Origin of the sequence: Tabrizicola flagellatus (assembly GCF_008271465.1) — a bacterium.
Taxonomy (GTDB): domain Bacteria; phylum Pseudomonadota; class Alphaproteobacteria; order Rhodobacterales; family Rhodobacteraceae; genus Tabrizicola; species Tabrizicola flagellata.
Map to the genome: position 1 here is coordinate 184,992 of NZ_VMDU01000001.1, position 21,011 is coordinate 206,002.

Sequence of the window (21,011 nt, forward strand, 5' to 3'; positions counted from 1 at the left end):
CTGCCGGTCCGAGACCCGGCCTAGGGGCTGGGCGCGGGGGCGGGTGGGGCCTCGCCTTCGGCAGGGGCTTCGGCTGCGGCCTCGGGGGGCGGCTCGGGCGGGGCGGTCAGGATGCCGTTCAGCCAGATCCCCTCGGCCACCTGGCCCGATTTGTAGGTCAGCTTGCCCTCGCCCTCGCGCTTGCCGTCCTTGAACATCCCCTCATAGACATCGCCCCCCGGATAAGTGGCGATACCGCGCCCCTCGATCCGGCCGGCGACCCACTGGCCGACATACTTGAACCCGTCGGTGGTGGAAAATTCGCCCTCGCCGTCGCGCAGGCCCGCCTTGAACGTGCCCTTGTAGAGACTGCCGTCGGGGTAGACCGCGGCACCCGTTCCCTCGCGCTGGCCGTCCACCCAGTCGCCCTCGTAACGATAGCCGTCGGGGTAGGTCATCACGCCGGTCCCGTGCGGCTTGGCGTTGCGGAAGGCGCCCTCGTAGATGCGGCCGTCCGGATAGGTCGCCCGGCCCTGGCCGGTGATGACGCCGGCCTGCCAGTCGCCCTGGTAGGTGGACCCGTCGGGATAGGTGATGGCGCCCTGGCCGTTCGGCTGGTCGGCCTTCATCGCGCCGATATAGACCGAGCCGTCCGGATAGGTGATCGACCCCGTCCCCTCCATCCGGCCCTCGACCCAGGTGCCCTCGTACTTGAACCCGTCCGGCGTGGTGAAGCTGCCCTGGCCGTGGCGGCGGTCGCGCTGCCACTGACCGAAATAGATGTCGCCGTTCTTGTGGGTGAGCTTGCCCTCGCCCTCGCGCAGGCCGTCCTTGAAGCTGCCCTCGTAGACGTCGCCATTCGGCTGGGTGAGGATGCCGCTGCCGTTGATCTGCCCGTCCGCCCAGGCGCCCTGGTAGACCAGCCCGTCCGGCATGGTCAGCTTGCCCTGGCCCGACCGCTGTCCCTTGACCAGCGTGCCCTCGTAGACCGTGCCGTCGGGATAGGTGATCCGGCCGCGGCCCTCCTTCACCCCCATCACCCAGTCGCCCTCGTAGGTATAGCCCGAGGGATTGGTCAGCTTGCCCTTGCCGTTGTGGCTGCCCTTGACGAAGCTGCCTTCATAGACCGAGCCGTTGGCGTAGGTGGCCTTGCCCTCGCCGGTCATCTCGCCCTGGAACCAGTCGCCCTCGTAGGTGCGACCGTCCGGCGAGGTGATCTTGCCCTTGCCGTCGGGTTGGCCGTTCTCGAACGTGCCCTCATAGACCGAACCGTTGGCATAGCGCGCGGTACCCTGGCCGGTGATCTGGCCCTCGACCCACTGCCCGCTGTATTCGAAGCCCGAGGGGAGGCGGTAGGTCCCGGTGCCGTGCTGACGTCCGTCCTTGAAGGTGCCCTCGTAGACCGACCCGTCATCGTACTGCTTGGTGATCACCTCGCCGTCCTGGGCCTGCGCGGGCAAGGCAAGGGCGACAAGCAGGGCGGCAGGCAACAGGCGCATGGACGAATCCTCCGGGCGATGCGGCAAAGCGTAAGGGGGGGCATCCGGTGTGACAAGCGCGTGACGATCATCTCTCCGCCAGCGGACCCGCGGGTCGGAATTCACGCCCTTGCCACTTTCCCTTGTGGCCAGGTTTGGTAGAAAGGGATGATATTGTGGGGGGCGGCGATGACCGACACGTTCAACCTGATGCTGGCGCAGCTGAACCCCGTGGTGGGCGACATCGCCGGCAACACGGCGCGCGCCGAGGCAGCCTGGCGGCGCGGCCGGGACGAAGGTGCCGACATGGTCGCCCTGACCGAGATGTTCGTCACCGGCTACCAGACCCAGGACCTGATCCTGAAACCCGCCTTCGTCACCGCGGCCATCGCGGCGATCGAGACGCTGGCCGCGACCTGCGCCGATGGCCCGGCGCTGGGGATCGGCGGGCCGGTGCGGCAGGGGGGGCGGCTCTACAACGGCTACTACATCCTCGACGGCGGCAGGGTGCATGCCCGCGTCCTGAAGCACCATCTGCCGAACGACGCCGTCTTCGACGAAAAGCGCGTCTTCGCCTCGGCCGATGTCCACGGGCCCTATGTGGTGAAGGGCGTCCGCATCGGCACGCCGATCTGCGAGGACGCCTGGCACCCGGACGTGGCCGAGACCCTGGCCGAGACCGGGGCCGAGATCCTGCTGGTTCCGAACGGCAGCCCCTACCATCGCGGCAAGCCGAACCTGCGGCTGAACCTGATGGTGGCCCGCGTGGTCGAGACCGGCCTGCCGCTCGTTTACCTCAACATGGTCGGCGGGCAGGACGACCAGGTGTTCGACGGCTCTTCCATGGTGCTGAACCCCGGCGGGCGGCTGATGGCGCAGCTGCCGCAGTTCGACGAATGCGAGGTGATGGTCACATTCCGCCGCACCGAGGACGGCTGGCGTGCCGACCCGGGAGAGATCTCCGAGATCCCGCCGATCGGCGAGGCCGACTATCGCGCCTGCGTCATGGGCCTGGGCGACTACATGCGCAAGACAGGGTTCAGGAAGGCGGTGCTGGGCCTGTCGGGCGGGATCGACAGCGCCATCGTCGCCGCGATGGCGGTGGACGCGCTGGGGCCGGAGAACGTGCGCTGCGTGATGCTGCCATCCGAATTCACCAGCCAGCAGTCGCTTGACCTGGCGACGGCGGCCGCGCGGGCGCTCGGGTGCCGCTATGACACGGTGCCCATCACCGGGGCGCAGGCGGCGGTAGGCGAGGCTCTGGCACCGCTTTTCGAGGGAACCGAACCCGGGATCACCGAGGAAAACATCCAGTCGCGCCTGCGCGGCGTGATGCTCATGGCGCTGTCGAACAAGTTCGGCGAGATGCTGCTGACCACCGGCAACAAGTCGGAAATGGCGGTGGGCTACTGCACGATCTACGGCGACATGAACGGCGGCTACAACCCGGTGAAGGACATGTACAAGACCCGCATGTTCCTCACCGCGCGCTGGCGCAACCAGAACCACCGGCCCTGGATGAAGGGGCCGCCGGGCGAGGTGATCCCCGAGGCGATCATCACCCGCCCGCCCTCGGCCGAACTCCGCGCCAACCAGCGCGACGACGACAGCCTGCCGCCCTATGAGGTCCTCGACGCGATCCTGGAATGTCTGGTGGAAAAGGAGATGTCGGTGGCCGAGATCGTGGCGCTGGGGTTCGACCGCGCCACGGTGAAGAAGGTCGAGCATCTGCTCTACATCGCGGAATACAAGCGGTTCCAGTCGGCCCCGGGGGTGCGGCTGACGCAGAAGGCCTTCTGGCTCGACCGCCGTTATCCGATCGCGAACCGTTGGCGCGATGACGGCTGAGATCGTCGTCGCCAACTTCTACGCGCTGCGCGACCCCGAGGGCTTCGACCGGGCGGCGCGGCTACTGGTGCGCCGGATGCGGCTGCAGGGCATGGAAGGGGTGCGCAGCTATCGCTTCTCCGGCAGCGACCCGCGCGAGCGGCGGCTGGTCGCCATCTACGACGGGGCCGAGGCCTGGGTCGCGCATCACGATCTGATCCTGGCCTGGCCCGAGACGGTCGCCCTGCGCGCGGCGGCGCGGCTGGTGCGGACCGATCTCTACGGCCCGGTTCCGCCGCCGGTGCTGGACTGGATCCCGCGCCTCGGCCTGGGCCGGATGCTGCGGCATAACGGTGTCCCGGTCGCGGGCTACCCCGAGGCCCGGCCCGCGCCTATGCGCCTTGCCGGAAGTGCCGGGCGACGAGCTGGGTAAGCCTGCGGTGCAGGGGCAGGGTCCGGTGCCGGATGTGGATCGCGGCAAAGACCGGCTGGCGCAGGTCCGGCGCATCCTCGACCGCCATGAAGCGCCCCCCCGCGATCAGGTCGGCTGCGGTCTTTTCCAGCACATAGCCCGACCCGCCCATCGCCGTCAGCAGCGACACGACCGACCCCGACTGGCCGACTGATACGGGCGAGGCCGCGAGGTCCGGGGTAAGCTGGCGGTGCATCTCCTCGAAGGCGGGCGAGAAATGGGCAAAGACGAAACGGTCGGGCGCGACCTCTGCGAGGCGCGGGGTTTCGGTCGAGATCATGCGGTAGCTGACCTCGCCCACGCTGTCGAAATGCAGGTCGGGGTGGGGCTTGGGGCTGAACATCACCGCGAAGTCGAGGATCCCGGTCAGAAGGTCCGCACACATCTGGTTGGAATAGTCCGGCTCGATGTAGAAGGCCGTCTCGGGCAGGGCGGCTCGGAACTCGGCCACCCAGTCGCCGAGATAGACCGCCGCAAGGTCGTTCTGGATGCCAAGGCGCAGAAGCTGCGCCGCGCCGTGCGGGATCTGGATGCGCCGCTTCGCCTCGTTCCATTCGTGCCGCAGCGCCCGGGCATGGGGCTCGAACCGCTTGCCTTCCGGCGTGAGATCGGTACCCGCGCGCGAGCGGTCGAAAAGGCGGCTCCCCACCGCCTGCTCCAGCGCCGTGACCCTGGCCGAGACGGTGGACTGGGTGATCCGCAGCCGTTCCGCCGTGCGGTGGAAGCTGCGGGTCTCCGCGAGGTCGAGGAAGGTGTCGAGAAGGTCGATCTGCATGGTCGGGCGTCTCGCGCTGGCGGCTGGCCCCGGGGGCGCTTCGCCCCCCGGACCCCCAGAGGATATTTGAGGACAGATGAAAGTCGTGATCGCTTTTCCCGATCAATAGCCGGGTTCCGGCCGAATTGAAAGCGGGCGCGTCGCAGTTGATAGTGGCGCCGGAACGGGGAGGCGGCGATGGCGGAATTTGCGCAGGCTCGGGTGGTCATCATCGGCGGCGGGGCCGTGGGGGCCTCGGCGCTCTATCATCTGGCGAAGGCGGGCTGGACGGACTGCCTGCTTCTGGAAAAGAACGAGCTGACCGCCGGATCGACCTGGCATGCGGCGGGCAACGTGCCGACCTTCTCGTCCTCCTGGTCGATCATGAACATGCAGCGCTATTCGGCGGGCCTCTACCGGGGCCTCGGCGAGGCGGTGAACTATCCAATGAACTACCATGTCACCGGATCGGTGCGGCTGGGCCATTCGAAGGAACGGCTGCAGGAGTTCAAGCGCGTCGTCGGCATGGGGCGCTATCAGGGGATGGACCTGACCATCCTGTCGCCGGACGAGATCCGCTCGCGCTATCCCTTCGTCGAGACGCATGACCTGACCGGCGCACTCTATGACCCCTATGACGGCGACATCGACCCCGCGCAGCTGACCCAGGCCCTTGCGGCGGGGGCCCGGCAGATGGGGGCGCGGGTGGAACGCTTCTGCCCGGTGACGGCGGCACGCTGGACGGGGGCGGAGTGGATCCTCTCCACCCCCAAGGGCGAGGTCCGGGCGGAGTATGTGGTCAACGCGGGCGGCTACCATGCCGCGCAGGTGGGCGCCATGTTCGGCCGCCGGGTGCCGATGATGGTGATGAGCCACCAGTACATGCTGTTCGACACCATCCCGGAGCTGGAATCCTGGACCAAGGAGGTCGGCCACAAGCTGCCGCTTCTGCGCGACGTGGACAGTTCCTACTACCTCCGGCAAGAGAAGATGGGCTTCAACCTCGGCCCCTACGAGAACCCCTGCCGCGCGCATTGGGCGACGCCGGACGATCCGATGCCCGAGGATTTCAGCTTCCAGCTCTTCCCCGACGACCTCGAGCGGCTGGAATGGCACATCAACGATGCGATGGCCCGGGTGCCGCTCTTGCAGAAGGCGAACCTGACCAAGGTCATCAACGGCCCGATCCCCTATACGCCGGACGGCAACCCGCTGATCGGCCCGATGCCGGGGGTGCCCAATGCCTTCGAGGCCTGCGTCTTCACCTTCGGCATCTGCCAGGCGGGCGGCGCGGGCAAGGTGCTGGCGGAATGGGTGACCGAGGGCGGCACCGAATGGGACATGTGGTCCTGCGACCCGCGCCGCTTCACCGGGTGGGAGGATCACGACTACCTCGTCCAGAAGGGGATGGAGGTCTATGGCCACGAATACGGCATGCATTTCCCGATGGCCCGCTGGCCCGCCGCGCCCGACCGCAAGCTTTCGCCGGTGCATGACAAGCTGAAAGCGCTCGGCGCCCAGTTCGCGCCCTACAACGGCTGGGAGCGCGCCGAATGGTTCGCCGCCCCCGGTGACGATACCAGTTGGGAGGCGACGCAGACCTGGGGCAGGGCCGGCCCCTGGGAGGCCCGGATCAAGGCGGAATGCGAGGCGGTGCGGGACGGGGTCGGCGTCCTCGACCTGCCGGGCTTCTCGCGGTTCCTCGTGAAGGGCCCGGGCGCGCGGGCGCATGTGGCGGGGCTGACCGCCTCGCGCCTGCCGGCCGAGGGGCGCATCGGCCTCGTCTATTTCGCCGACGACCGGGGCCGGATCGTGACCGAGATGTCCTGCATGGTGCATGGCGAGGACATGGTCGGCCTGATCACCGCCGCCGTCGCGCAATGGCACGATGCCGACGTGCTGCGGAAGGGCCTGCCCGAGGGCTGCGTGATCGAGGACCACAGCGACAAGGTGGCCTGCTTCATCGTGACGGGTCCGAAGTCGCGCGAGCTCCTGTCGCGGATCGCCGAGGCCGACCTGACGCTGCCCTGGCTGTCGGTCCAGGCTGCCGCGAAGGTGGCGGGCAGGGACGTGGCCTTGATCCGGGTCTCCTTCGCCGGGGAACTCGGCTGGGAAATCCACTGCGACCTGGCCGATGCGCCGCACATCTACGACGCGCTGCTGGCGGGCGGGGCCAGGCCCTTCGGCATGAAGGCGCTGAATTCCCTGCGGATCGAGAAGGGCTACCGCGCCTGGAAGGGCGATCTGTCCACCGACTATTCGCTGCTGGAGGGCGGGCTTGAACGGTTCATCGACTGGAACCACGATTTCCCCGGCAAGGCGGCTCTGCTGGCAGAAAAGCAGCGCGGCGTGAAGAAGCGCTTCGTTTCGCTGAAGGTCGAGGCCGGCGAGTGCGATGCGCCCTACATGTCGACCCTCTGGCACGGCGGGCAGGTCGTTGGTGAGACGACCTCGGGCGCCTGGGGCTACCGGGTGGGGCATTCCATGGCGCTGGGGATGCTGCGGGCGGACCTCGCCGTCGCCGGGACCGAGGTCGAGGTGGAAATCTTCGGCGACCGGGTGAAGGCTTTGGTCCTGCCCGACGGTCCGGCCTGGGACGCGAAGAACGAGCGCATCCGCGCGTGATGGCGGGCGGACCGGGGGTTTCACACCCCCGGACCCCCGTGGGATATTTCCGGACAGATGAAAGACCTGAGTGATGGCTGAAATTCCGACGAAGGCACGGGCGGTGGTGATCGGGGGCGGCGTTTCGGGCTGTTCGGTGGCCTATCACCTGGCCAAGGCGGGCTGGACCGACGTGGTCCTGCTGGAACGGCGCAAGCTGACCAGTGGCACGACCTGGCATGCGGCGGGGCTGATCGGGCAGCTGCGCGGCTCGGCCAACATGACGCGGCTCGCCAAGTATTCGGCCGATCTCTACCGCGGGCTCGAGGCCGAGACCGGGGTTGCCACAGGGATGAAGCAGGTCGGCTCGATTTCCGTGGCCCTGACGAAGGAGCGGCATGAAGAGCTGTTGCGGCAGGCCACGGTGGCGCGGATCTTCGACGTCGAGGTGCACGAGATCTCGCCCCAGGAGGCGAAGGCCAGGTATCCGCACCTGAACATCGACGGTGTCGTGGGCGCGGTTGCGTTGCCGCTTGATGGACAATGCGACCCGGCGAACATCGCGATGGCGCTGGCCAAGGGCGCGCGGATGCGGGGCGCGCGAATCTTCGAGAACACGCTGGTCACGAAGGTGACGACCGCTGGCGGTCGCGTCACGGGCGTGGACTACGAGACCGCCGAGGGGCCGGGCCATATCGCCGCCGATGTCATCGTGAACTGCGGCGGGATGTGGGGCCGCGACCTTGCCGCGCAGAACGGCGTGACGCTGCCGCTGCACGCCTGCGAGCACTTCTATCTCGTCACCGAACCCGTTGACGGGCTTGGCGATTTGCCGGTCCTGCGGGTGCCGGACGAATGCGCCTATTACAAGCAGGACGCGGGCAAGATGATGCTCGGCGCCTTCGAGCCCAAGGCCAAGCCCTGGGGGATGGAGGGCATCCGCAAGGACTTCGAGTTCGACACCCTGCCCGAGGACTGGGACCACTTCATGCCCATCCTCGAACAGGCGATGAACCGGATGCCGCTGTTCCAGACCGCCGGCATCCACACCTTCTTCAACGGGCCGGAATCCTTCACCCCCGACGACCGCTACTACCTGGGCGAGGCGCCCGAGGTGAAGGGCTACTGGATCGCGGCCGGATACAATTCCATCGGCATCGTGTCGTCCGGCGGGGCCGGTCAGGCGCTGGCGCACTGGATCACCGAGGGCGAGCCGCCCTTCGACCTCTGGGAGGTGGACATCCGTCGCGCCCAGCCCTTCCAGAAAAACCGCCGCTACCTGAAGGAGCGGGTCTCCGAAACCCTCGGCCTCCTCTATGCCGACCACTTCCCGTATCGACAGGTGGTGACGTCCCGCGGCGTTCGCCGCTCGCCGATCCACGAGCACCTGAAAGCGCGCGGCGCAGTCTTTGGCGAGGTTGCGGGCTGGGAACGCGCGAACTGGTTTGCGAAGGAGGGGCAGGAGCGGGAATACCGCTACAGCTGGAAGCGGCAGAACTGGTTCGACAACCAGCGCGCCGAGCACATGGCGGTGCGCGAGGCCGCAGGCCTGTTCGACATGACCTCGTTCGGCAAGATCCGCGTCGAGGGCCGTGACGCCTGCGCCTTCCTGAACCGCATCTGTTCGGCGCAGATGGACGTGGCCCCCGGGCGGATCGTCTATACCATGTTCCTCAACGAGCGCGGGGGGATAGAGGCCGATCTTACCATTACGCGCCTGTCCGAGACCGCCTATCTTGCCGTCGTCCCCGGTGCCACGCTGCAACGCAACCTCGCCTGGATGCGCGCCCATGTCGGAGACGACTTCGCCGTCATCACCGATGTGACGGCATCCGAGTCCGTCCTCTGCCTGATGGGCCCGGAGTCGCGCGAGGTCCTGGCCAAGGTCTCGCCGAACGATTTCAGCAATGCCACCCATCCCTTTGGCATGGCGAAGGAAATCGAGATCGGCATGGGTCTCGCCCGCGCCCATCGCGTGACCTATGTGGGCGAGCTGGGGTGGGAGCTGTACATACCCACCGACCAGACCGCCCATGTCTTCGAGACGCTGATGGAGGCCCAGCCGGACCTGAAGCTCTGCGGTCTCCATACGCTCGACAGCTGCCGGATCGAGAAGGCCTATCGTCACTGGGGCCACGACATCACGGATGAGGATCATGTGCTGGAGGCCGGCCTCGGCTTAACCGTCAGCCGGAAGAAACCCGCCTTCCTCGGCCGCGAGGCGGTGTTGCGCCGCGAACAGCAGGGCCTCGACCGCCGCATGGTGCAGTTCCGGCTCAAGGACCCCGAGCCGCTCCTGTTCCACAACGAGGCGATTGTTCGTGATGGGGAAATAGTCGGGCCGGTGACCAGCGGCAATTACGGCCATTTCCTGGGTTCGGCCATCGGCATGGGCTATGTCCCGGCGAAGGGGCAGACCGACGACGACATCCTTGGCTCCACCTATGAGATCGAGGTGGCGGGCCAGCGCCACGCGGCCGTCGCCAGCCTCGTTCCGATGTACGATCCGAACTCCGAAAGGGTAAAGGCATGACCGACCTCTCCGACCTGCCCGGCGAGACCTGCGAACCTGCCCGTGCCCGGCGATCCGGCGGCCGGCAGGCCCGTGTTGCGCTGCGCGCCGCCCCCCTGGCCGACGACGTGAAGCCAGTTCGTCCCGGATTGCCAGGCGGTCAGTACAAGCCGCTGACCGAGGCGGGCGTGCAGCAGATCCACGCCGCGGCATTGGACGCGCTGGAGCAGATCGGTCTTTCGCAAGCCCCTGAATCGGGGCGGAAAATCCTGACCGAGGCCGGTGCGATTCTGGGCGATGACGGCCGCATCCGGTTCCCCCGCGCGCTGGTCGAGGACATGCTGGCCATTGCCGCCCGCAACATAACGCTCTATGCCCGCGACCCGAAGCACGACCTGCATCTGAGCGGCACCAACGTCCACTACGGAACGGCCGGCGCGGCGGTGCATATCGTCGATCCGGTGACGCTCGACTATCGCGAATCCACCGCGCAGGACCTCTATGATGCGGCGCGGCTGGTGGACAACCTCGACAACATCCATTTCTACCAGCGCACCATGGTCTGCCGGGATGTCACCGACAACCGGGAGATGGACCTGAACACCCTTTACGCCTGCCTGGCGGGGACGACGAAACATGTCGGCACCAGTTTCTCTGACCCCTCGCATGTCGCCGATTGTTTCGAGATGCTCTACATGGTGGCGGGCGGTGAGGAGAAGTGGCGCGAGCGGCCCTTCGTGTCGAACTCCAACTGCTTCGTCGTCCCGCCGATGAAGTTCGCCGAGGAATCCTGCATCACGATGGAGGATTGCATCCGGCGCGGCATGCCGATGCTGCTCCTCAGCGCGGGCCAGGCCGGGGCAACGGCTCCCGCTCCGATTGCGCTGGCCATCGTGCAGGCCGTGGCCGAATGTCTCGCGGGCGTGGTCTATGTCAACGCGATCAAGCCCGGCGCGCCGGCGATCTTCGGGACCTGGCCTTTTGTTTCGGATCTGAGAACAGGCGCCATGTCCGGGGGTAGCGCGGAACAGGCGCTCTTGACCGCCGGCTGCGCGCAGATGCATCGGTTCTACGACCTTCCGGGCGGTGCGGCCTCGGGGATCAGCGACTCGAAGCTGCCCGACATGCAGGCCGGGTGGGAGCAGGGCATTACCAACGCGCTCGCCGGCCTTGCGGGGCTGAACATGTGCTACGAGGCGGTCGGGATGCACGCCTCGCTGCTGGGCTTCTGCCTGGAAAGCCTGGTCCTCGGCGATGACCTGCTGGGTCAGGCGATGCGGCTGGTGCGCGGCATCGACGTGACCCCGGACTCCACCTCTATCGACGCGATGAAGGAGGTCTGCCTTGGCGGGCCGGGCCATTATCTCGGCTCGGACCAGACGCTGAAGCTGATGCAGACCGAATACATCTACCCCAACGTCGGCAACCGGATGTCGCCGAAGGAATGGAACGAGGCGGGCAAGCCCCTGCTCCTAGACACCGCCATTACCCGGAAGAATGCGATCCTGGCCAAGGCCGGCTGCCGGGTCGATCCCGAGATTGATGCGGCCATCCGCAAGCGGTTCAACATCTACTTCAAATAAGCCATGCAAGGCACGGAAAAGAAATGCATTACGGATATATCGGCCTGGGAAACCTGGGGGCGGCCTGTGCGGGCTGTCTGGTCAAGGACGGCTTCAAGGTCACTGTCTACGATCTGAATCCGAACCTGGCCGAGCCGCTGGTGGCAGCCGGAGCGACGCTTGCAGCCAGTGCCGAGGAGCTGGCGGCCTCGGTCGATCATGTCATCACCTGCCTGCCGTCGCCTGCGGTCTCCGAGCGCGTCCTGCGCAACGTCCTGCCGCACATGCGGAAGGGCGCGTCCTGGGTCGAGATGTCCACCCTTGGCCGGGACGAGGTGTTGCGACTGGCCGCCGTTGCCGCCGAATCCGGGGTGCGGATGATGGAACTGCCGGTGACTGGCGGGGTTCATCTGGCCTGTCAGGGCAAGATCACCATGCTTGCGGGCGGGGACCGCGACCTCTTCGACCTGCACCACAAGGCGATGCAGGCGATGGGCGACCGGATCTTCCACATGGGGCCTTTGGGGTCGGCCTCGATCATCAAGGTCATCACCAACATGCTGGCCTTCATCCATCTCAAGGCCACGTCCGAGGCGCTGATGCTGGCCAAGCGCGGGGGCCTTGATCTGGGCCAGGCCTGGCATGCGATTGCCGCCAGTTCCGGAAACAGTTTCGTGCATGAGACCGAAGGCGCGCTGATCCTGAACGGCTCCTACGACATCGCCTTCAACATCGACCTCGCGCTGAAGGATCTCGGCTTCGCGCTTGGCTTCGGGAAGGAGTTCGGCGTGCCGCTCGACCTCGCCTCGATGACCAACCAGACCTACATCGCGGCCAAGGCGGCCTATGGCGGCGAGGCGCAGTCGCCGATGATCGCCAAGCTGCTGGAGGATCTGCTGGGCACCGACCTGCGGGCCCCGGGCTTTCCGGCCCGTCTGGAATGACGGCTTGAGGGTGGCGTGGGCGCGGGTTAAGGTTCGGTAAACGTCCGCGGCCAAGCCCTTGAAAACACGAAGGATGCCGCGTTTGTCCACTGTGGACAGCGAAGGAGCATCCATGACCGCCGAGACCGACACCCGCATCGCCCGCCTGCTGCACCACCGGAAGGCGGGTCTCGCCCTGGGCGAGCCGGTGGTGCCGCCGATCTCGGTCGCCACCACCTTCCACCTGCCGCAGGCGCAGGGGGCGGCGCATTACTACGGCCGCTCGGGCCAGCCGACCTGGGACGCGGTCGAGGCGCAGCTGTCGATCCTGGAGGCGGCGGAGGTGGTCTCGTTCCCCTCCGGCATGGCCGCGATAACGGCGGCGCTGGTGTGCTGCCTGAAGGCGGGGGCCAGGGTGATGATCCCCTCGGACGGCTATTATGTGACCCGGCTTCTGGGGCGCGACCTGTTGCAGGTCTATGGGGCCGAGGTGGAGCAGGTCCCGACGCTGGAGATGGCGGACCGCGATTTCGCGGGGTTCGACGTCATCTACATCGAGACGCCCTCGAACCCGGGCCTCGACGTGGTCGACATCGCTGCGCTGGCGCGCAAGGCCCATGCGGCGGGGGCGCTGGTGATTACCGACAACACGACGATGACGCCGCTGCTGCAACGCCCCCTCGACCTGGGGGCGGACCTGGTGGTGGCCGCCGACACCAAGGCCCCGGCAGGACATTCGGATGCGCTGTTCGGCCATGTTGCGGGGCGGGATGCGAACCTGATCGCGCGGGTCCGGGAATGGCGGCGGCAGTCGGGCTCGGTGCCGGGGCCGTTCGAGGCCTACCTGGTGCACCGGGGGCTGGAGACGCTGGAAGTGCGGCTGTCGCGGATGTGCGCCTCGGCGGCGGTGATTGCCGAGCGGTTGCGGGCGCATCCCGGGGTGCGCGGTCTGCGCTATCCGGGGCTCGGCGGGGATGCATCCCATTGGGCGGTCGGGGGCCAGATGGCGAACGGCGGCTTCCTGATCGGCTTCGAACTTGCGGGAGAGGCGGAGGCCGAGGCCTTTCTCGCCCGCTGTCCGCTGATCGAGCAGGCGACGAGCTTCGGCGGAGTCCATACCGCAGCCGAGCGGCGGGCGCGTTGGGGCGATGCGGTGGCCGACGGGTTCATCCGGCTCTCGGTGGGGGTGGAGCCGGTCGAGGTGCTCTGGGCCGCCATCGAGGGCGCGCTGGCGGGGTAGGGGCCAAGACTTTTCGAAAAGTCTTGCAAATTCCCTCGAAGGAATTTGGCACCCTGCGTCAGAGCGTGTCGAGAATCCGCGCCGCCTCGGCCTGCACATCGGCAAGCTTCGTCCTGTCCTCGCCCGGGAAGAAGCGGGCGCGGGTGGCGGTCGGCAGGGGGGCCGGTTCGGCGATGACGACGCGGGGCCCGTGTTTCGCGTTTTCGGCCTGCCAGCTGCGCGCCAGCGCCATCTGGGCGGCCTTCGTGGCGCCGTAGGCGCCGAAGAACGGCTGTCCGGCGCGGGGATCGTCGAGGAAGAGCGCGGTGCCGTCCTGGGCGCGCAGGAGAGGCTCGACCATCGGGATCAGCATGCCGGTGGCCCGCGCGTTGGTCGCCAGCGACTTTTCCCAGTCCTTCTGGTCGATATGCCCGGCCGGGGCCAGGGGGGCGGCATGGATGGCCGCATGGACCCAGAGGCTCAGCCCGCCCCAGCGGTCGTGGATGGACCGGCAGAGGTGGCGCATCGCGTCGTCGTTGGTGACATCCATCGGGGCCAGCGTCAGCGCGCCTGCACCCGGCAGTCCGGCCCGTCTGACCCGGTCGTCCAGGTCTTCCAGCCCGCCCACGGTGCGGGCGACGGCCACCACATGCCAGCCGCGCAGCGCCAGCTGCTCGGCCAAGGCAGAGCCGAGGCCACGCGAGGCGCCGGTGACGAGGGCGACCTTGGGGGCTATCTTCGAGGTCATGGGCGGTCCTTCCTGGAGGCGTCGGAGCCTCCGGCGGGAGTATTTTCGAAAAGGGCAAATGGCAAGCGGGAGCGACGCGGGGTCGCGCCTACTCTGCCGCCTTCATCTGGAAGCCTTCCTCGATCTTGTCCGAGGGCGCGACCGGGTAGTCGCCCGAGAAGCAGGCGTCGCAGAACTTGGGGTTGGCGGCGTCGCGGCCCGCGGCTTCGCCGGCGGCGCGGTAGAGGCCGTCGAGCGAGATGAACTTCAGGCTGTCCACCCCGATCCAGTCGCGCATCTCGTCCTCGGACATCGTCGCGGCGAGGAGTTTGGACCGTTCCGGCGTGTCCACCCCGTAGAAACAGGGCCAGGCGGTAGGCGGCGAGGCGATGCGGAAATGGACCTCGGCCGCACCGGCCTCGAGGATCATGTCCTTGATCTTGCGGCTGGTGGTGCCGCGCACGACGCTGTCATCGACCAGGATCACCCGCTTGCCCTTGATCAGCGCGCGGTTGACGTTCAGCTTCAGCCGCACGCCCATGTTGCGGATGTGGTCGGTCGGCTCGATGAAGGTGCGGCCCATGTACTGGTTGCGGATGATCCCCATGGCGTAGGGGATGCCGGATTCCTGGCTGTAGCCGATCGCCGCAGGGGTGCCGCTGTCGGGCACCGGGCAGACGAGGTCGGCATCGACCGGCGCCTCGCGCGCCAGCTCCACCCCGATCTGGCGGCGGGTTTCATAGACCGAGCGGCCGCCGATGATGCTGTCGGGGCGGCTGAAATAGACGTTCTCGAAGATGCAGAAACGCGACTTCGCAGGCGCGAAGGGGCGGGTCGAGTCCACCTTGTTGCCCTCGATAACCACCATTTCGCCCGGCTCGATCTCGCGCACGAACTCGGCGCCGATGATGTCGAGGCCGCAGGTCTCGGACGACAGCGCCCAGCCGGAATCGCCCAGCCGGCCCAGCACCAGCGGGCGCACGCCCAGGGGGTCGCGCACCCCGATCAGCTTGGTGCGGGTCATGGCGACGACGCTGAAGGCGCCTTCCACCCGGCGCAGTGCGTCCTTGATGCGTTCGGAGAGGTTCTTCTGGATCGACCGCGCCATCAGGTGAATGATGCATTCGCTGTCGGACGACGACTGGAAGATCGACCCGCGCTCGATCAGCTCGCGGCGGAGTGCCGCTGCATTGGTCAGGTTGCCGTTGTGGGCGATGGCGCAGCCGCCCATCGAGAATTCGCCGAAGAAGGGCTGCACGTCGCGGATCGCGGTCGCGCCTTTCGAGCCGGCGGTGGAATAGCGGACATGGCCGATGGACAGCGACCCGGGCAGGGTGTCCATCACCTCGGCCTTGGTGAAGTTGTCGCGGACATAGCCGAAGCGGCGGGCCGAGTTGAAGCCGTGGTCGGGGTGATAGCTGACGATCCCGCCCGCCTCTTGCCCGCGGTGCTGCAGCGCGTGCAGGCCGAGGGCCACGAAGTTCGACGCATCCGCCACGCCGATCACGCCGAAAATGCCGCACTCCTCCTTCAGCTTGTCGTCATCGAAGGGGTGCGAGCGGAAGGGGGCCATGCGTCCGAATCCTGTCCTGAGCCTGGCCCGCTATGTAAGACAGGCGTCCGGGGCTGTCACGCCCCGAAACGCCCGTCACAGGTCACGGATTGGTGGCAGGAGCCGCCGGGGCCGGGGCCGGCTGGATCGTGGGTGCCGAGCCCGGGGCGCAGACATTGGTCAGGTCGTTGTAGCGGTCGACGATCCAGCCCGGCGCGTCCGAGGGGATGTTCTCGTCGATCTGCTTCTGGAAATTGGCGAAGACGAGGGCCGTGCGGGAATTGTCGATCATCTCGATCTTCTGGTCCGACAGGACGCGGTCATAGACGATGAAGGCGATGGCGATCAGCAGGATGCCGCGCGCCGCGCCGAAGAGGAACCCCAGCGCCTGGTCGATCCCACCGAGGGCCGAGCGCTGCACCGCGCCCGAGAAGAGCGGCGTGAAGAGGGCGGCCACGATCAGGCCGATCACGAAGACGCCGGCAAAGGCCGCGACGACCGACAGTTCGCAACTGTCGGCGAGGAACTCGCCCACCACGGGCAGTTCCTTGACCAGGGGCTGCACACCGGGGGCGAAGTAGTAGGCGGCGATGGCGGCGCCGATCCAGCCGAGGATCGCCATCAATTCCCGGACCAGACCGCGCGAGAAGGCGAGGATGGCCGAAATGATGATGATGAGTGCCGCACCACCATCGACTGCGGTCAGGTTTTCCATCGTTTACGTCCCCAATCCCGTTCTTTCACCAAGGGCTTATCCCGCCCCGAACATCTCGCCCACGAACGCCGTCAGGTCCGGCATCTGCCGCACCGTCAGCCCCGACGCCCCCTCGATCTTCGACTGGGACGGCACGGTCGCCTGTGAGAAACCAAGTTTCGAGGCCTCTTTCAACCTGTTTTCGGTTTGCCCGACCGGGCGCAAGGCCCCCGACAGACTGATCTCGCCGAAAAGCACCATGTCAGGCGGCATTGCCACATCCTCGCGCGCCGACAGGAGCGCGCCGGCCACGGCGAGGTCGGCGGCAGGCTCGTTGACCCGCAGGCCGCCCGCGACGTTCAGGAACACGTCGAGCCCTGCGAAGGGGATGCCGCAGCGGGCCTCCAGAACGGCAAGGATCGTGGACACCCGTCCGCTGTCGAGGCCGACGACCGTCCGGCGGGGGCTGGCGAGGGTCGAGGGGGCGACGAGCGCCTGGATCTCGGTCAGGACCGGTCGCGTGCCCTCGATGCCGGAAAAGACCGCCGAGCCGGGGGCGGGCTGGTCGCGGTTCGCGAGGAACAGGGCCGAGGGGTTCGGCACCTCGGCGAGCCCCCCGCCGGTCATCTCGAAGACGCCGATCTCGTCGGCCGGGCCGAAGCGGTTCTTCACCGCGCGCAGGATGCGGAACTGGTGGCCGCGCTCGCCCTCGAAATAGAGGACCGTATCGACCATGTGCTCGACCACGCGGGGGCCGGCGATCTGGCCCTCCTTGGTGACATGGCCCACGAGAATCACCGCGACGCCGCGCCGTTTGGCGAAGCTGACCAGCTCATGCGCGGCCGCGCGCACCTGGGAGACCGAGCCGGGCGCGGCCTCGACGCTGTCCAGCCACATGGTCTGGATCGAGTCGATGATGGCCAGCGCGGGGCGTTCGGCGTCGAGCGTGGTCAGGATGTCGCGCAGATTGGTCTCGGCGCCAAGGCCGACCGGGGCGTCGGTCAGGCCCAGGCGCTGTGCGCGCATGCGGACCTGCGCGCTGGCTTCCTCGCCCGAGATGTAGAGGCATTTCAGCCCCTTGCGGGCGAAACTCGCGGCGGCTTGCAGAAGGAGCGTGGACTTGCCTATCCCCGGATCCCCGCCGACGAGGATCGCCGATGCGGGCACGAGGCCGCCGCCGAGGACGCGGTCGAGTTCCGCGATCCCGGAGGAGGCGCGGGGCGGTGGGGCTTCCTCGGTCGCGAGGTCGGAGAGGGGGATCGGCCGGCCCTTGGCGCCCAGAGACTTCGGCCCGGTGGACAGCGGCGCCTCTTCCACGATCGTGTTCCACCCGCCGCAAGCGTCGCATTTGCCAGCCCATTTGCGATAGGCGGCGCCGCAGACAGTGCAGGTGTAGGACGTGGTCTGTTTCATGAGACGGGACAGTGACGGGTGTTTGGGGCAGCATCAAGGCGCGCGTGCGACAGTATTTCCTGCGACTCCCGGACCGGAACCCCTTCGCACCCGCGACGTTTTCCGCAAGAAAATGATGGTCCGTCAGGGATCTGGCCTTGAACGCCACGAGATCAGGATCGAGGTCAGGATGCAGCCGGTGAAGAGATAGAGCCCCCAGGCCGTTTCCACGGTGACCATCCCCGCGCCCTTCACGATCACGATGTAGAGCGCGATCAGGAACACGTCGGCCATGGCGAGTTTCCCCAGGACCTCCAGCGCGGGCAGGGCACGCGGGCTGAGCAGGCCGAAGTGCAGCAGCGCCAGGCCGATGGTCTTGGCATAGGGCGCAAAGACGGCAAGGAAGGTAACGAGAAGCGCCAGCGCAGCGTCGCTTTCCCACAGGGATTGCAGACCGGTCACGACGCTGATCTCGTCCATGCCGAAGACCGGCAGGATCGCGGCACGCATCAGGGGCGCGAACCAGGCGACGGGGAAGAGGACCAGCAGGGCGAGGTTTAGATACTTCATCGGCGGCCCATCGGACTGGCGGCGGACTGGAGGGTTTCACACCCTCCAGACCTCCCGTGGAGTATTTGCGCAAAGGGCAAGGGGCGGGTGCCGCGAGCGGAGGGTTCAGCGGACGGATTCGATCGGGCCATCGGCGCGTCCGTGGATGAATTGCTGGACGTAAGGGTCTGGCGTGGCGTCCATTTCCGCGACCGGGCCGGTCCAGCGGATCACGCCCCCGTGCAGCATGGCGACGTGGTCGGCAATGGCGCGGACCGAGGTCATGTCATGCGTGATGGTCATCGCGGTCGCGCCCATCTCGACCACGATCTCGCGGATCAGGTCGTTGATGACGCCCGCCATGATCGGGTCGAGGCCGGTGGTGGGTTCGTCGAAGAAGATGATCTCGGGCTCGGCGGCGATGGCGCGGGCCAGCCCCACGCGCTTCTGCATGCCGCCCGACAGTTCGGCCGGGTAGAGGTCGGCGACCGCGGGTTTCAGGCCGACGCGGCGCAGTTTCTCGATGGCCACGTCGCGCGCCTGCGCCTTGGGCAGGGCCTTCGGGCCACGGACCAGACGGAAGGCGACATTCTCCCAGACGCGGAGCGAATCGAAGAGCGCGCCGCCCTGGAACAGCATCCCGAACCGGGCGAGGAAGGCGTCGCGGTCGGCCTTGGTCACGTCCTGGCCGTCCAGGGTGATCGTGCCGCTGTCGGGGTGCACCAGCCCGAGGATGCATTTCAACAGCACCGACTTGCCCGTGCCCGACCCGCCGATGATGACCATGGAGGTTCCCGAGGCGACGCTCAGGTTCACGCCCTGCAGGACGCGGTTCTCGCCAAAGCGCTTGTGGACGTCCCGAAGCTCGATCATGTGCTGAAGAAGACCTCGGTCAGGACGTAGTTGGCCGCAAGGATCAGGACCGAGGCCGAGACCACCGCTGCCTTGGTCGCCGCGCCCACGCCCTGCGCGCCGCGGGCCGATTGCATCCCGTGATAGCAGCCCATCAGCGCCACGATGAAGCCGAAGACCGCGCCCTTGACGAGGCCGGAACCCACATCCCAGGCCTCGAGGAAATCGGCGGTGTTCTTCAGATAGGTGGCCGAGTTGAAGTCGAGCCGCGTGGTTCCCACCAGCCAGCCACCCATGATGCCGATGGCATCGCCCACCGCGACCAGGACCGGCATCGACAGTGTCGCGGCCACCACGCGCGGCACCGCCAGATATTTCAGCGGGTTGGTGGAAAGCGTCACCAGCGCGTCGATCTGTTCGGTGACCTTCATCGTGCCGATTTCGGCCGCGATCGAGGAGGCCACACGCGCCGCCACCATCAACCCTCCCAGCACCGGGCCGAGTTCCCGCGTCATGCCGATCGCGACGATGGACGGCACCACCGATTCCGCGTTGAAGCGGGCGCCGCCGGCATAGATCTGCAGGGCCAGCGCGCCTCCGGTGAAGATGGCAGTCAGGCCGACGACAGGCAGGGAATACCAGCCGATCTGCAGGATCGAATGGCCGAGTTCGCGAAAGTAGAAGGGCGGGCGCAGGATGTGCCCGAGGATCGCGCCGGCAAACAGCACCACGCGGCCCAGTGCAACGAGCGCCTGCAGGACCGGGCGGCCGAACGCGCCGAGGATCCCCGTCATGCCGGGCGTTCCTGATAGCGGCGGCTGTAGCGCGCGCCAAGTGCGGTCAGCAGTTCGTAGCCGATGGTACCTGCAACCTCGGCCAAGGCATCCACGCCCTGGTTCGGGCCAAGGATGTCGAGGCTCTTCGGCACTTCCGGCAGATCGGTGATGTCCACCGTGATCAGGTCCATCGAGACCCGACCGACCAGCGGGCAGGGCGTGTCGCCATCCCAGAGCTGCGCCTTGCCGGACAGGGCGCGGTGCAGCCCGTCGGCATAGCCGCCCGACACCGTGGCGATGACCGAGGGCCGCTCGGCCACCCAGGTGCAGCCATAGCCCACCGCCTCGCCGGGCGCGACCTCGCGTGTCTGGATCACCGGCAGGGACAGGGTGACGACGGGAATGGCCGCCGCGTGGGGCAGAGCGCCATAAAGGCCGATGCCGGGCCGCGTCAGGTCGAAATGATAGCGCGGACCGAGAAGGATGCCCCCGGTCGCGGCCAGGCTGCGCGGCAGCCCGGTGCCGTCGGTCATCTCGTGGAAGGTGCGCAGCTGCGCCTCGTTCAGCGGATGGTCGGGCTCGTCGGCGCAGGCAAGGTGGCTCATCAAAAGCTCCGGTCCCGCATCGACCAGGATCGGGGCCACAGCCTGCCATTCCAGGGGCTCGACGCCCAGCCGATTCATGCCGGTATCCAGCTGGACGCCGAACGGATGACCCGGCAGCGATTCGAGGTGGCGGGTGATCTGTTCGAGGCTGTTCAGCATCGGCGTCAGGTCGAGATCCTGGATCATCTCGGTGTCGCCCGCCATGTGGCCCGAGAGGACCGCGATCTGCGGCCCCGGCCCCAGCGCCTGGCGCACCGCCGCGCCTTCCTCGGCGAGCGCGACGAAGAACCGACGCGCCCCGGCCCTGGCCAGCGCGCGCGCGACCCGCGTCACGCCCAGGCCATAGGCATCGGCCTTCACCACCGCCGCCGTCTGCACGCCCGGGCCGGACATCCGGTCCAGCGCGCGCCAGTTCGCGGCTATCGCATCGAGGTCAATCGTCAGGGTTCCGCTCGCCATGCGGCTGTTTCGACCGGGGCGGAGCCGGGGTCAAGGGGAAAGCGGGCAAAGGGGTGGACCTTGCCCTTTCCCCGC

General features: G+C 67.6%; 17 protein-coding genes. 7 read left to right on the forward strand and 10 right to left on the reverse strand.

All coding sequences use genetic code 11. The features are described from left to right. Positions 1 to 20: 20 nt before the first annotated feature. Positions 21 to 1,478 (reverse strand): 2-isopropylmalate synthase, encoded by a 1,458-nt coding sequence (locus tag FL625_RS00940; protein WP_149586758.1) that lies wholly within the window; start codon positions 1,476 to 1,478, stop codon positions 21 to 23. 168 nt (positions 1,479 to 1,646) lie between these two features. On the opposite strand from FL625_RS00940, the gene FL625_RS00945 reads away from it, so the two are divergent. Continuing rightward, entirely contained in the window at positions 1,647 to 3,305 is a 1,659-nt protein-coding gene (locus tag FL625_RS00945; RefSeq protein ID WP_149586759.1) for an NAD+ synthase, read from the forward strand. After that, on the forward strand, positions 3,295 to 3,717 hold the full coding sequence (locus tag FL625_RS00950; protein ID WP_149586760.1) for a hypothetical protein: 423 nt from the start codon (positions 3,295 to 3,297) through the stop codon (positions 3,715 to 3,717). The genes FL625_RS00945 and FL625_RS00950 overlap by 11 nt, the downstream gene beginning before the upstream one ends. Here the strand turns inward: FL625_RS00950 and FL625_RS00955 are convergent. After that, complete coding sequence (locus FL625_RS00955) at positions 3,677 to 4,531, reverse strand: LysR family transcriptional regulator (protein ID WP_149586761.1); 855 nt, start codon at positions 4,529 to 4,531, stop codon at positions 3,677 to 3,679. The genes FL625_RS00950 and FL625_RS00955 overlap by 41 nt on opposite strands. 177 nt (positions 4,532 to 4,708) lie before the next feature. Between FL625_RS00955 and FL625_RS00960 the strand changes: the two genes are divergently transcribed. From FL625_RS00960 to FL625_RS00980, 5 genes are all read left to right on the forward strand, one after another. Next, positions 4,709 to 7,135, forward strand: a complete 2,427-nt coding sequence (locus FL625_RS00960) for a GcvT family protein (protein WP_149586762.1) — start codon at positions 4,709 to 4,711, stop codon at positions 7,133 to 7,135. A gap of 73 nt (positions 7,136 to 7,208) precedes the next feature. Beyond that, the gene (locus FL625_RS00965; protein WP_149586763.1) at positions 7,209 to 9,647 is read left to right on the forward strand and encodes a GcvT family protein; all 2,439 of its coding nucleotides are present in this window, start codon (positions 7,209 to 7,211) and stop codon (positions 9,645 to 9,647) included. Continuing rightward, complete coding sequence (locus FL625_RS00970) at positions 9,644 to 11,209, forward strand: trimethylamine methyltransferase family protein (protein WP_149586764.1); 1,566 nt, start codon at positions 9,644 to 9,646, stop codon at positions 11,207 to 11,209. Before FL625_RS00965 ends, FL625_RS00970 begins: the two co-directional genes overlap by 4 nt. 23 nt (positions 11,210 to 11,232) lie before the next feature. Beyond that, on the forward strand, positions 11,233 to 12,132 hold the full coding sequence (locus FL625_RS00975) for an NAD(P)-dependent oxidoreductase (protein ID WP_149586765.1): 900 nt from the start codon (positions 11,233 to 11,235) through the stop codon (positions 12,130 to 12,132). 112 nt (positions 12,133 to 12,244) lie between these two features. Further along, entirely contained in the window at positions 12,245 to 13,351 is a 1,107-nt protein-coding gene (locus FL625_RS00980; RefSeq protein ID WP_149586766.1) for a cystathionine gamma-lyase, read from the forward strand. 58 nt (positions 13,352 to 13,409) lie between these two features. Here the strand turns inward: FL625_RS00980 and FL625_RS00985 are convergent, their stop codons facing one another. The 8 genes from FL625_RS00985 to alr form a co-directional block, all read right to left on the reverse strand. Then, complete coding sequence (locus FL625_RS00985) at positions 13,410 to 14,078, reverse strand: SDR family NAD(P)-dependent oxidoreductase (RefSeq protein WP_149586767.1); 669 nt, start codon at positions 14,076 to 14,078, stop codon at positions 13,410 to 13,412. Between the two features lie 88 nt (positions 14,079 to 14,166). After that, positions 14,167 to 15,630, reverse strand: coding sequence for an amidophosphoribosyltransferase (gene purF / locus FL625_RS00990; protein ID WP_149586768.1), 1,464 nt, complete (start codon positions 15,628 to 15,630; stop codon positions 14,167 to 14,169). A gap of 82 nt (positions 15,631 to 15,712) precedes the next feature. Further along, a complete protein-coding gene (locus FL625_RS00995) occupies positions 15,713 to 16,324 on the reverse strand; it encodes a CvpA family protein (RefSeq protein ID WP_149586769.1) in 612 nt (203 codons plus the stop codon). A 36-nt stretch (positions 16,325 to 16,360) separates the two neighbouring features. Continuing rightward, positions 16,361 to 17,716: a DNA repair protein RadA gene (radA, locus tag FL625_RS01000; protein WP_149586770.1), complete on the reverse strand. Its 1,356-nt coding sequence runs from the start codon at positions 17,714 to 17,716 to the stop codon at positions 16,361 to 16,363. 123 nt (positions 17,717 to 17,839) lie between these two features. After that, on the reverse strand, positions 17,840 to 18,265 hold the full coding sequence (locus FL625_RS01005; RefSeq protein WP_149586771.1) for a paraquat-inducible protein A: 426 nt from the start codon (positions 18,263 to 18,265) through the stop codon (positions 17,840 to 17,842). A gap of 105 nt (positions 18,266 to 18,370) precedes the next feature. Beyond that, positions 18,371 to 19,117 (reverse strand): ABC transporter ATP-binding protein, encoded by a 747-nt coding sequence (locus tag FL625_RS01010; RefSeq protein ID WP_149586772.1) that lies wholly within the window; start codon positions 19,115 to 19,117, stop codon positions 18,371 to 18,373. Continuing rightward, positions 19,114 to 19,890 (reverse strand): MlaE family ABC transporter permease, encoded by a 777-nt coding sequence (locus tag FL625_RS01015; protein WP_149586773.1) that lies wholly within the window; start codon positions 19,888 to 19,890, stop codon positions 19,114 to 19,116. The genes FL625_RS01010 and FL625_RS01015 overlap by 4 nt, the downstream gene beginning before the upstream one ends. Further along, on the reverse strand, positions 19,887 to 20,936 hold the full coding sequence (gene alr / locus FL625_RS01020) for an alanine racemase (RefSeq protein WP_149586774.1): 1,050 nt from the start codon (positions 20,934 to 20,936) through the stop codon (positions 19,887 to 19,889). The genes FL625_RS01015 and alr overlap by 4 nt, the downstream gene beginning before the upstream one ends. Positions 20,937 to 21,011 lie beyond the last annotated feature (75 nt).

Excerpts from the sequence above, each read along its gene's own strand:
- FL625_RS00940 (WP_149586758.1), bottom strand. The coding sequence starts at position 1,478 with ATGCGCCTGTTGCCTGCCGCCCTGCTTGTCGCCCTTGCCTTGCCCGCG.
- FL625_RS00945 (WP_149586759.1), top strand. The coding sequence starts at position 1,647 with ATGACCGACACGTTCAACCTGATGCTGGCGCAGCTGAACCCCGTGGTG.
- FL625_RS00950 (WP_149586760.1), top strand. The coding sequence starts at position 3,295 with ATGACGGCTGAGATCGTCGTCGCCAACTTCTACGCGCTGCGCGACCCC.
- FL625_RS00955 (WP_149586761.1), bottom strand. The coding sequence starts at position 4,531 with ATGCAGATCGACCTTCTCGACACCTTCCTCGACCTCGCGGAGACCCGC.
- FL625_RS00960 (WP_149586762.1), top strand. The coding sequence starts at position 4,709 with ATGGCGGAATTTGCGCAGGCTCGGGTGGTCATCATCGGCGGCGGGGCC.
- FL625_RS00965 (WP_149586763.1), top strand. The coding sequence starts at position 7,209 with ATGGCTGAAATTCCGACGAAGGCACGGGCGGTGGTGATCGGGGGCGGC.
- FL625_RS00970 (WP_149586764.1), top strand. The coding sequence starts at position 9,644 with ATGACCGACCTCTCCGACCTGCCCGGCGAGACCTGCGAACCTGCCCGT.
- FL625_RS00975 (WP_149586765.1), top strand. The coding sequence starts at position 11,233 with ATGCATTACGGATATATCGGCCTGGGAAACCTGGGGGCGGCCTGTGCG.
- FL625_RS00980 (WP_149586766.1), top strand. The coding sequence starts at position 12,245 with ATGACCGCCGAGACCGACACCCGCATCGCCCGCCTGCTGCACCACCGG.
- FL625_RS00985 (WP_149586767.1), bottom strand. The coding sequence starts at position 14,078 with ATGACCTCGAAGATAGCCCCCAAGGTCGCCCTCGTCACCGGCGCCTCG.
- purF (WP_149586768.1), bottom strand. The coding sequence starts at position 15,630 with ATGGCCCCCTTCCGCTCGCACCCCTTCGATGACGACAAGCTGAAGGAG.
- FL625_RS00995 (WP_149586769.1), bottom strand. The coding sequence starts at position 16,324 with ATGGAAAACCTGACCGCAGTCGATGGTGGTGCGGCACTCATCATCATC.
- radA (WP_149586770.1), bottom strand. The coding sequence starts at position 17,716 with ATGAAACAGACCACGTCCTACACCTGCACTGTCTGCGGCGCCGCCTAT.
- FL625_RS01005 (WP_149586771.1), bottom strand. The coding sequence starts at position 18,265 with ATGAAGTATCTAAACCTCGCCCTGCTGGTCCTCTTCCCCGTCGCCTGG.
- FL625_RS01010 (WP_149586772.1), bottom strand. The coding sequence starts at position 19,117 with ATGATCGAGCTTCGGGACGTCCACAAGCGCTTTGGCGAGAACCGCGTC.
- FL625_RS01015 (WP_149586773.1), bottom strand. The coding sequence starts at position 19,890 with ATGACGGGGATCCTCGGCGCGTTCGGCCGCCCGGTCCTGCAGGCGCTC.
- alr (WP_149586774.1), bottom strand. The coding sequence starts at position 20,936 with ATGGCGAGCGGAACCCTGACGATTGACCTCGATGCGATAGCCGCGAAC.